We start from the raw sequence: 10,344 nt of genomic DNA, 5'->3' as shown, positions 1-10,344 counted from the left end.
TCCATGGTGCTCGATGGCGCCTTGCTCGCGTGCGCTGTCCTGCGCACTCGGCAAGACCAGGCTTGGGCTCCTGCCCAACCCGTCGGGCGCATGCGCCCAACCCATCGCGCCAACGGGTCCTGCCCTGGGTGACCCCACCCAACTCTGGACGGTTTCCCGCCAGCTGCGGCAACAACCGACCAGCGCTTCGCCGCATCCGCACGCACCATGAAACTGTCAGGAGGGGGCAGGCCGCCCTCTCCAGGACCGTTGGCGCGATGGGTTGGGCGCATGCGCCCGACGGGTTGGGCAGGAGCCCAAGCCTGGTCTTGCCGAGTGCGCAGGACAGCGCACGCGAGCAAGGCGCCATCGAGCACCATGGATGGGCTCTTGCGTGTCCTGGAGAGGGCGGCCTGCCCCCTCACACTCTGGACAAGCAGGCGCCAACGGAACGCAACCGAAGCCAGTCGCCGTCAGCCTTCCATCTGCTCCAGCTCCTTGCCCTTGGTCTCGCGTACGTAGCGGACCACGAAGACGATCGAGAGGATGGCCGCCACCGCGTAGATGCCATAGGCGCCGGCCAGGCCGATGCCGGCCAGCAGCATCGGGAAGGTCACGGTGATCGCGAAGTTCGAGGTCCATTGCGCCGCACCCGCCACCGCCAGCGCCGGGCCGCGGATCTGGTTGGGGAACATCTCGCCCAACATCACCCACATCACCGGGCCCCAGGACATGTTGAAGAACACCACGTAGACATTGGCGGCGACCAGCGCCAGCCGTCCCATGCCATCGGACAGCTGCAGGCGCCCGCCGGCCAGGCTGCCGCTGGCAAACGCCACCACCATCAGCACCAGCGCCACCGACATGCCGACCGAGCCGACCCACAGCAGCGGCTTGCGCCCGATGCGGTCGATCAGCAGCACGGTGAGCAGGCAGGCGCCGATGCTCAGCGCGCCGGACAGCACATTGATCAGCAGTGCGTCGCTTTCAGAGAAGCCCACCGCCTGCCACAGCACCGCGCCGTAGTAGAACACCACGTTGATGCCGACCAGCTGCTGGAACATGGCCAGGCCGATGCCCACCCAGAGGATCGGGCGCAGCCTGCCGGTAGCCCTGCTGCGCAGGTCGCCGAAGCGCGGCTTGTGCTGGTCCTGTGCCAGGCTGGCTTCGATCTCGGCCTGCTTGGCCCGGGCAGCGGCCTCGCCGTACAGTCGCGACAACACCACACTCGCCTGCCCCTGGCGGCCCTTCAGCACCAGGAAGCGCGGGCTTTCCGGAATCACCAGCAGCAACAGCAGGAACAGCGCGGAGGGCAGCGCCTGCATCCAGAACATCCATCGCCAGGCTTCGTGGCCCAGCCACAGCGGCTCGGTCGAGGCGCCGGCGGCGCGGGCCAGCAGGTAATTGCTGAGGAAGGCCGCGAACAAACCGCAGATGATGGCCATCTGCTGCACCGTGGCCAGCCGGCCGCGATAGCGCGCCGAGGCGACTTCGGCGATGTAGGCCGGTGACATCACGCTGGCCGCCCCCACCGCAAAGCCGCCCAGCACGCGGGCCGCGATGAACAGCCAGGACGCGTGAGCCGCCCCGGCGCCCAGCGCCGAGACCAGGAACATCAGCGCGGACACGATCAGGACACCACGGCGCCCCAGGCGGTCGCCCAACCAACCGGCCAGGAATGCACCGATCGCGCAGCCCAGCAGCATCGAGGCAACTTCGAAACCCAGCGCCGCCTCGCTGGAGTTGAAGGCCTGGCGCAGGCCATCGACCGTGCCGTTGATGACACCACTGTCGAAGCCGAACAGGAAGCCACCAAGCGTGGCCACGCAACTGATCAGGACGATGAACGCCGTGTTTTCACCACCGTGGGAGGCGGTGCGGGACGGGGCCTGGGACATGGACGATCCTGCTGGGAAGGGAGCCCGGCCACCAGGACCGGTTGTCGCGCAGCCTCGCACACGCCCTGCCGTGCCGCCAATGGCCGCGCCTGCCAGACGCCCGTTTTCCGTCCCATCCCGACACCGGGGGCCAACCTGTTCTAGAATTGGCGGGTTCAGGAATCGATCCACCCCCAGCCCATGCCCTTTGTCGTCACCGAAAACTGCATCAAGTGCAAACACACCGATTGCGTGGAAGTGTGCCCCGTGGATTGCTTCCACGAAGGCCCGAACTTCCTGGTGATCGACCCGGATGAGTGCATCGACTGCACCCTCTGCGAGCCGGAGTGCCCGGTCAACGCGATTTTCCCCGAGGACGACGTCCCCGCCGGCCAGGAAGGCTTCGTTGCCCTCAACGCCGAGCTGGCGAAGGAGTGGCCGGTGCTGACCGTGCGCAAGGACCCGCCCGCCGACGCCGGCGAATGGGACGGCAAGCCGGACAAGCTGAAGCTGCTGGAGCGCTGAGAAGCGCCCGCGGCGGCAACAGAAAAGGGCGCCCATGGCGCCCTTTTCTGTTCTCGGTAGGTGCCAACCTTGGTTGGCACAAAAGCGCCGACCAAGGTCGGCCTCTACCAAGGCACGTCTTCCGGTAGGTGCCAACCTTGGTTGGCACGGAAGCGCCGACCAAGGTCGGCCTCTACCAGGGCGGCCCTTACTGAGCCAGCTTCGCCTTCAGCGCGGCGATCAGCTTCACCGGCGCTTCGGCGGTGGCCGGCAGGCCACGCGGGTCGACCGCGGAGATGTAGGCACCTGCATCAACCGCCACCACGCGGACCAGGAAGTTGCTGCCTTCGTAGGCCACGTCGTACGAGCCCAGCAGCTGCGCGCGGCTGGCGATGGTCACGCCTTCCACGCCTTCCAGCGCGGTACCGACCTTGGCGAAGGCTTCATCCTTGCCACCGGCAATGGTGAAACCGGTGTTGCCCACCGCCGGGGCTGCGGCGACCGGCGCCGCCGGCTTGGTGGCCGAGGCCAGTGTCGGCACCTTGTTGTCGGTGGTGGCGTTGGGCAGGTTCAGGTCCGGCGGTACTTCCAGCGGGCGCATTTCCGGGGCCAGGGCGTAGTCGCCCTTGACGCCACGCTTGAAGCAGCCGGTGGTGCCGGCCGCAACCGCTACAGCAAGCAGGGCGTAGGACAGCACGCGGACAGTGGAAACGGATTGACGCATGTGAATCTCCTGGGTCAGACCAAGACGGAAGGTCAGTGGCTGGAAAGGGCTTCGAGGGCGGCGATGTCGCCGGCAAGGTGGTCGGCCGCGGGATGATGTGCTGCCGACAGCGGCAGCAGCGGCAGGCGCAGGTCATGGCCGATGCCGATGCGGCGCAGCAGCGCCTTGACCGGGATCGGGTTGGGTTCGACGCCACAGAAATCATGGAATGGATGCAGGCGCGCGTCCCACGACTCGGTGGCTTCGTGGTCGTGCGCGGCAGCCAGCTCGCACATCCGGCGATACGCGCCCGGAAGCACGTTGGAACCGACCGAGATCAGGCCATCGATGCCGGCCCGGATCGAACGCGCGGCGGTGCCGTCGTCGCCACTGAGCACGGCGAACTTCGGGCTGCGCAGCGCCAGCAGCGCCTGCACCCGGCCGGTGTCACCCACCGCTTCCTTGATGCCGACGATATTGGGGTGGCTGGCCAGCTCGGCCACGGTCTCCGGCTGCATGTCGCAGCCGGTACGGCCGGGCACGTTGTACAGCACGACCGGCAGCCCGCCCTGGTCGGCCACCGCGCGATAGTGCGCGATCAGGCCAGCCTGGGTCGGCCGCACGTACGGCGGGGTGACCACCAGTGCGTGGCTGGCGCCAAGGGCGGCGGCACGGCGGGTCTGTTCGATGGTCTTGGCGGTGCCCGACAGGCCGGTGCCGGCCATGACCGGGATGCGGCCGCCGATGCGTTCGACGGCGCTGGCCAGCAGCTGGTCGTACTCGGCATCGGTCAGGGTCGCCGCTTCGCCGGTCGAGCCAGCCACGACAACGCCATGGACGCCACCCTCCAGTTGCAGGTGCAGCAGGCGCTGCCAACCATCGGGATCGAGGGCGCCGTCGGCCCGGAACGGGGTCGCCAGCGCGGTGATGAGGCCGGAAAGGGACAAGGACGTGCTGCTCTTGGCTGGGAAGGGAAACGCCCGCCACGAAAGGCTGGGGGCGGCCTGAATGTTACTTGCGGCGCGAAAGCACGGGCAAGTATGCTGGACACCGGTGGATCCCCGCCTCTGGCGGGCATTCAGACTCACGCATGCATTACCCGGAATCGCCTTGACCGACACCACCCCGCGCCCCGCGCCGAGCGAAAACCACCTCCTGATCAACGCCTATACGACGCATCCGGAGTCCCCCCTGCTGTCCGTCACCCGCCGCATCGCCGACAGCGGCTGCAACCTGGTGGACGCACGCCTGGCCACGGTCGGCCGCGATGTCTCGGTCACCGCCCTGGCCACCGGCTCCTGGGACTCGGTGGCCAAGCTCGAGGCGATGCTGACCCGGCTGGAGCGCGAGGAGGGCCTGAAGCTGGTCTGGTACCGCACCGCCGCCAAGCAGGCGCAGTCCAACCTGCTGCCGTACATCGTCGAAGTGATCGCCGCCGACAAGCCGGGCATCCTGTTCCAGCTGGCCGACTTCTTCGACCGCCAGGGCATCACCATCGAGAACCTGCAGAGCACGCGCTACCGCGCCATGCAGACCGGTGCGGAAATGTTCAGTGCACAGGTCACCATCGGCGTGCCGGCCAACATGCACATTGCCGCGCTGCGCGACGATTTCCTTGAGTTCTGCGACCACCTGAACCTGGACGCGATCATGGACCCGATGAAGTTCTGAATGAATTCCTGATTTTTCGCGCGCCTCTCACGGGCGCGTGGCGTTTCATGCAATTGTCTTGGAAAGAACCCAGGCTCGACAGAAGGACCTCATGAACAACGGCGATACCCTGGACAGCACCACCCTCTCCCTGCCGCTGGCGCTGTCCGGTGGCGACCAGGCCACCCTCGGCGACTATGCCGGCCAGTGGCTGGTGCTGTACTTCTACCCCAAGGACAGCACTCCCGGCTGCACCACCGAAGGCATCGACTTCAACGCGCTGCTGCCGAAGTTCAAGAAGGCCGGCGCGGTCGTGCTGGGCGTCTCGCGCGATTCGGTGAAGTCGCACGACAATTTCTGTGCCAGGCAGGGCTTCGGCTTCCCCCTGGTCAGCGATGGCGACGAAGCGCTGTGCAGCGCCTTCGACGTGATCAAGATGAAGAACATGTACGGCAAGCAGGTACGTGGCATCGAACGCAGCACCTTCCTGATTTCCCCCGACAGCCGCATCGTGCAGTCCTGGCGCAAGGTCAAGGTCGCCGGCCATGCCGATGCCGTTCTCGCCGAACTGAAGGCCTCCCAGTCCAAGTGAGTCCCACTGCCTACTGTGTCTGCCATCACCCTGCCAGGCAGCAGGCCGTGGTGGTTTTTCCCTGTCCGTAACCAGGAATCGACGATGACCCGAGGCAAGCGCATCTACGTGCTGGATACCAACGTGCTGATGCACGATCCGACCGCGCTGTTCAAATTCGAGGAGCACGACGTTTACCTGCCCATGCAGGTGATCGAGGAGCTGGACAACGGCAAGAAGGGCACCTCCGAAGCGAGCCGCAACGCCCGCCAGGTGAGCCGCTTCCTCAACGAGCTGGTGCAGGCCTCCGGCCTGGACAACCTCGCCGACGGCATTCCGCTGCAGCGCCCGAATGGGCTGCAGCTGCGCGGCAAGCAGAGCGCCGGCAAGCTGCGCTTCCAGACCAGCCATTTCGACGCTGGCAAGAGCTTCGGCAAGGTGATCCCGGACAACGCCATCCTCGGCGCGATCCTGGCCCTGAAGGAAGAAACCCCCGACCTGCCGGTGGTGTTCGTCTCCAAGGACATCAACCTGCGGATCAAGGCCGCCATCGCCGGCATCGTGTCCGAGGACTACGAGAACGACCGCGCGCTGGACGATTTCAGCCTGCTCTACACCGGCGCTACCGAGCTGCCGGAAGACTTCTGGAAGCGCCACGGCGACGACCTGCGCAGCTGGAGCGACAAGGGCCGTACCCATTACGAAATCCAGGCGCAGGACGGCGAGGAGTGGTACCCGAACCAGTACGTCTACCTGCCCGGCGAAGATGAAGTCGAGCTGCGCGTCAGCCGCGTGGTCGGTGACGGCAAGGTGGTGCTGTCGCTGGTCGATGATTTCCGCCACGGCAGCCACGCCGTGTGGGGCATCAGCGCACGCAACCGCGAGCAGAACTTCGCCCTCAACGCACTGATGGATCCGGAGATCGACTTCGTCACGCTGCTGGGTACCGCCGGCACCGGCAAGACCCTGCTGGCGCTGGCCGCCGGCCTGGCGCAGACGATGGACCAGCAGCGCTACCGCGAGATCATCATGACCCGCGCCACGGTCAGCGTCGGCGAGGACATCGGTTTCCTGCCCGGCACCGAAGAAGAGAAGATGACGCCGTGGATGGGCGCGCTGACCGACAACCTGGAAGTGCTCACGCACAACCAGGAAGGCGGCACGTGGGGGCGCCAGGCGACCAACGACCTGCTGGCCAGCCGCATCAAGATCCGCTCGATGAACTTCATGCGCGGCCGCACGTTCCTGTCGCGCTACCTGATCCTGGACGAGGCGCAGAACCTCACCCCGAAGCAGATGAAGACGCTGATCACCCGCGCCGGCCCCGGCACCAAGATCGTCTGCCTGGGCAACGTCGAGCAGATCGACACCCCGTACCTGACCGAGACCACCTCGGGCCTGACCTACGCGGTGGATCGCTTCAAGAACTGGCCGCATAGTGCACACATCACCCTGCGCCGTGGCGAGCGTTCGCGCCTGGCCGATTACGCTTCGGAGGTGTTGTGAACCGCCGCACCCGCCTGCTGCTGCCCACGGCTGCAATCACCCTCGCAGCCGTGCTGGGCGCCTGCACCACTACGCGCGGCCCGGCCAGTGTGCCCACCGCCGAGCGCACCGGCCAGTCCTGGGTGGTCACCCGCCCGATCATCGCCGCGCAGGTGCTCGACACCTGCTCGCGGCCCAGCCCCGGCCGCGAGGCCGGGCGGGTCAGCGGCTACTGGGCACCCAGCCGGCAGCAGATCGACCAGCTGGAAGCGAATCTGTCTTCGCTGGAGGCCCAGGTGCCGAAGGTGCTCGACTTTGACCGGCAGTACGTCGGCATCGAAAGCGCAGGCCGACGCCTGATCTACATCAATGCCTTCCACCTGCCCGACGACAGCGGCATCAATCCGGCCCGCGAAGCGATCCGCGTCTGCGATGGCGGCGCGCAGTTCTGGGGCGCGGTGTTCGACCCGGCCAGCAACACCTTCAGCGAGCTGCAGTTCAACGGCGGCTTCGGCGGGCCCTGAGGGGCCCCGCCGATGGGAATACGCCTGCCCACCTGGGTCTGGATCGGCGCGGTCGCGCTCTCGTGCGTGGCCGGCATGGTCAACGTGGTCGGCTTCCTCGGTTTCGAGCACCAGGCGGTCAGCCACATGACCGGCAGTACCAGCCAGCTCGGCATGGCACTGGCCCAGGGTGACTGGCGCGCGGTCGGACACCTGTGGGGACTGCTGATCGCGTTCTCGCTGGGCGCAATGCTCAGCGGCCTGCTGATCCAGGACAGCACCCTGCAGCTGGGCCGACGCTACGGCGTGGCGCTGGCGCTGGAGTCAGCACTGTTGCTGGTAGCCATTCCGCTGTTCGAACGGCACCAGATATGGGGTGCACTGGCCGCTGCCATGGCCTGCGGCCTGCAGAATGCGATGGCCACCACCTTCAGCGGCGCGGTGGTGCGCACCACCCACCTCAGCGGCATGTTCACCGACCTCGGCATCGGCTTGGGCCACCTGCTGCGCGGGTTGCCACTGCAGGTACGTCGACTGACCCTCAGCGGCCTGATCATCAGCGGCTTCCTCGCCGGCGGCATCCTCGGCGCCTGGCTGTTCGTGCGCTGGCAGTACGACGCCCTGCTTGCCCCCGCCCTGCTGACCGGCCTGACCGGACTGGGTTATGTGCTGTACCAGCAGTGGGCGCGTTGGCGGCATTGAGGGCGGCGCTCCAGGGGTCAGATCCCTTTGCCTGCGGTAAAGGGATCTGACCCCATCTATCAGCGGCGACGCTACCGCCTTTACGGTGACCACGGCACAATCGCTGGATGAGCCCGACCACTCCCGTTTCCGCCCTCACCATCGCCGGCTCCGACTCCGGCGGCGGTGCCGGCATCCAGGCCGACCTGAAGGCTTTTGCAGCGCATCGCGTGCACGGCCTCTCCGCGATCGCCGCACTGACCGCGCAGAACACCCGCGGCGTCATCGCCGTGCATGTGCCGCCGATCGATTTCCTGCGCGCGCAACTGGACGCCTGCTTCGACGACTTCGACATCCACGCGGTGAAGCTCGGCATGCTGGCCAACGCCGAGGTGATCAATGCCGTCGCCGATGCGTTGGAGCGCCATCGCCCGCCACACGTGGTGCTGGACCCGGTGATGGTCGCCACCAGCGGCGCGCGCCTGCTGGAAGACAGCGCCCTGCAGGCGATGCGCGAGCGACTGGTCCCGCTGGCCACGCTGATCACCCCGAACACGCCGGAAGCAGAGCTGCTGGTCGGACGGAAGATCGGCAACGGCGACGACGCCGAACGGGCGGCCTCCGCCCTGCTCGACCTGGGCGCCGGTGCGGTGCTGCTCAAAGGTGGCCATCTGCAGGAAGGCAACCGCGTGATCGACCGCTACTTCGACGGCGTCAGCAGCGAAGAATTCATCCATGCCCGCCTGCCGCTGGACGCACATGGCACCGGCTGCACGCTGGCCTCGGCCATCGCCGCGCAACTGTGCAAGGGCTTGAGCCTGGCCAATGCCTGCGAAGCCGGTATCGACTACGTTGCACGCGGCCTGCAGCAGGGCTATGCCCCCGGTCGCAGCGAGGTGCTGGTGCTCGATCACTTCGGCGCGGCACCACACGCATGAGCCTCACACCGGACGTCCTCGCCGTGCAGTGCGCTGATGGCCATCGCTATGAAGTGATTGCCTGCGTGCCTGCACAGCCCATCGCGCGCCTGCTGTGGCTGCCTGCACTGGGCGTGGCCGCGCGCCACTACCTGCCGCTGGCGCAGGCGCTGGCGGCGAAGGGCGTGGCGGTGTACCTGCACGAGTGGCGCGGCAATGGCAGCAGCTCACTGCGGCCGTCGCGCACGCAGGACTGGGGCTATCGCGAGGTACTCGAACAGGATCTGCCCACCAGCCAGGCGGTCCTTGTCGCGGCGGATGACGAGGCCGGCGCGCTGCCCTGGATCATCGGTGGCCACAGCCTCGGCGGTCAGCTGGCCTGCGTGCATGCCGGCCGCAATCCGCAGCACTTCAACCGCTTGTGGTTGGCGGCCAGTGGCTCACCGTTCTGGCGCGGCTTCCCGCCACCGCGCGGCTGGCTGCTGCCACTGGTCTACCGCTTCCTGCCGTGGATCGCACAGCGCCAGGGCGTGCTGCATGGCCGGCGCCTCGGCTTCGGCGGCACCGAAGCGCGCGGACTGATCGCCGACTGGGCGCGCGTCGGCCTGAACAACCACTATGCCGCGGCCGGCATGGACGAAGACCTCGACGCACAGATGGCGCGCGTGCATGGCAGCGCGCAGGCGGTGTTGATGGAACACGACTGGTTGGCACCGACCGGATCGATGCAGACATTGCTGGCCAAGCTGCCGAATGTGGACGCGCAGCTGCGCGTGCTGTCGGCGCAGGAACTGGGCACGCGTGCCGATCATTTCGCCTGGCTGAAGGCCCCTGACGCTGTGGCGGACCGCTTTTTCATTCAGTTGGATGAAAATTTTCACAAAACTGTTGACGGTACGCGCCGACATCCGCATAATTCCGCTCCTGTCGCAGGGCGCCCGTAGCTCAGTTGGATAGAGTACCTGGCTACGAACCAGGCGGTCGGGAGTTCGAATCTCTCCGGGCGCACCACTCGACAGGTTTTCAGCATCCGCCGCTGGAAATGCAGTAAAATTTGATTGTGTACCGCGCGCCCGTAGCTCAGTTGGATAGAGTACCTGGCTACGAACCAGGCGGTCGGGAGTTCGAATCTCTCCGGGCGCACCATACACAGTCAGCACAACAAGTTTATGTAATTGGCGCCCGTAGCTCAGTTGGATAGAGTACCTGGCTACGAACCAGGCGGTCGGGAGTTCGAATCTCTCCGGGCGCACCATTACACCGAAACAGCAGGCCTCGGCCTGCTGTTTTTTTTATGCGTGTTTTTCGGCAGGGCTGCGCCCTGCACCCCTGGTAGTGCCGGCCGCTGGCCGGCAACCTCAACGGCAACAGCAGAAGCTGGCATTCCGTGGGTTGGCGGGGCGGTGTCGGAGTGCGGGGACGCCGCAAGTACGTCCATCTAGGCTTGGCAGCCGCTTGCTCGTGTGCGCTTTCC

11 protein-coding genes and 3 tRNA genes are annotated in these 10,344 nt (G+C 66.7%); 11 read left to right on the top strand and 3 right to left on the bottom strand.

The features are described 5' to 3' along the window. Positions 1–452: 452 nt before the first annotated feature. Complete coding sequence (locus VG561_RS20930; RefSeq protein WP_014646746.1) at positions 453–1,877, bottom strand: sugar porter family MFS transporter; 1,425 nt, start codon at positions 1,875–1,877, stop codon at positions 453–455. A 180-nt stretch (positions 1,878–2,057) separates the two neighbouring features. Between VG561_RS20930 and fdxA the strand changes: the two genes are divergently transcribed. Then, positions 2,058–2,381, top strand: a complete 324-nt coding sequence (gene fdxA / locus VG561_RS20925; protein ID WP_005409054.1) for a ferredoxin FdxA — start codon at positions 2,058–2,060, stop codon at positions 2,379–2,381. 187 nt (positions 2,382–2,568) lie between these two features. Here the strand turns inward: fdxA and VG561_RS20920 are convergent, their stop codons facing one another. Both VG561_RS20920 and dapA read right to left on the bottom strand, forming a co-directional pair. Beyond that, the gene (locus VG561_RS20920) at positions 2,569–3,084 is read right to left on the bottom strand and encodes a hypothetical protein (RefSeq protein ID WP_032960832.1); all 516 of its coding nucleotides are present in this window, start codon (positions 3,082–3,084) and stop codon (positions 2,569–2,571) included. A 32-nt stretch (positions 3,085–3,116) separates the two neighbouring features. Then, entirely contained in the window at positions 3,117–4,010 is an 894-nt protein-coding gene (gene dapA / locus VG561_RS20915) for a 4-hydroxy-tetrahydrodipicolinate synthase (protein WP_014646744.1), read from the bottom strand. A gap of 163 nt (positions 4,011–4,173) precedes the next feature. Here dapA and VG561_RS20910 point away from each other — a divergent pair, with 163 nt between their 5' ends. The 10 genes from VG561_RS20910 to VG561_RS20865 all read left to right on the top strand — a co-directional run bounded on the left by VG561_RS20910 (position 4,174) and on the right by VG561_RS20865 (position 10,125). Continuing rightward, on the top strand, positions 4,174–4,734 hold the full coding sequence (locus VG561_RS20910) for a glycine cleavage system protein R (RefSeq protein ID WP_005409051.1): 561 nt from the start codon (positions 4,174–4,176) through the stop codon (positions 4,732–4,734). A gap of 91 nt (positions 4,735–4,825) precedes the next feature. Beyond that, positions 4,826–5,305 (top strand): peroxiredoxin, encoded by a 480-nt coding sequence (locus VG561_RS20905; RefSeq protein ID WP_014646743.1) that lies wholly within the window; start codon positions 4,826–4,828, stop codon positions 5,303–5,305. Positions 5,306–5,389: 84 nt separating this feature from the next. Further along, the gene (locus tag VG561_RS20900) at positions 5,390–6,790 is read left to right on the top strand and encodes a PhoH family protein (RefSeq protein ID WP_014646742.1); all 1,401 of its coding nucleotides are present in this window, start codon (positions 5,390–5,392) and stop codon (positions 6,788–6,790) included. Next, positions 6,787–7,293 carry a hypothetical protein gene (locus tag VG561_RS20895; RefSeq protein WP_014646741.1) on the top strand — a complete coding sequence of 169 codons (507 nt, stop codon included), beginning with the start codon at positions 6,787–6,789 and terminating at the stop codon, positions 7,291–7,293. Before VG561_RS20900 ends, VG561_RS20895 begins: the two co-directional genes overlap by 4 nt. A gap of 12 nt (positions 7,294–7,305) precedes the next feature. After that, positions 7,306–7,974, top strand: a complete 669-nt coding sequence (locus VG561_RS20890; protein ID WP_032957720.1) for a YoaK family protein — start codon at positions 7,306–7,308, stop codon at positions 7,972–7,974. Positions 7,975–8,081: 107 nt separating this feature from the next. Further along, the gene (gene thiD, locus VG561_RS20885) at positions 8,082–8,891 is read left to right on the top strand and encodes a bifunctional hydroxymethylpyrimidine kinase/phosphomethylpyrimidine kinase (RefSeq protein WP_423179936.1); all 810 of its coding nucleotides are present in this window, start codon (positions 8,082–8,084) and stop codon (positions 8,889–8,891) included. After that, complete coding sequence (locus VG561_RS20880) at positions 8,888–9,814, top strand: alpha/beta fold hydrolase (protein ID WP_142234573.1); 927 nt, start codon at positions 8,888–8,890, stop codon at positions 9,812–9,814. The genes thiD and VG561_RS20880 overlap by 4 nt, the downstream gene beginning before the upstream one ends. Next, a tRNA-Arg gene (locus tag VG561_RS20875) sits at positions 9,805–9,881 on the top strand. Before VG561_RS20880 ends, VG561_RS20875 begins: the two co-directional genes overlap by 10 nt. A gap of 58 nt (positions 9,882–9,939) precedes the next feature. Next, positions 9,940–10,016: transfer RNA gene (locus VG561_RS20870), tRNA-Arg, on the top strand. A 32-nt stretch (positions 10,017–10,048) separates the two neighbouring features. Next, positions 10,049–10,125 (top strand) — tRNA-Arg (locus tag VG561_RS20865). Positions 10,126–10,344: the final 219 nt, after the last annotated feature.

It is taken from the genome of Stenotrophomonas sp. CASM110 (assembly GCF_049384345.1).
GTDB lineage: Bacteria > Pseudomonadota > Gammaproteobacteria > Xanthomonadales > Xanthomonadaceae > Stenotrophomonas > Stenotrophomonas muris.
This window is presented reverse-complemented; position numbering and strand designations above follow the sequence as displayed.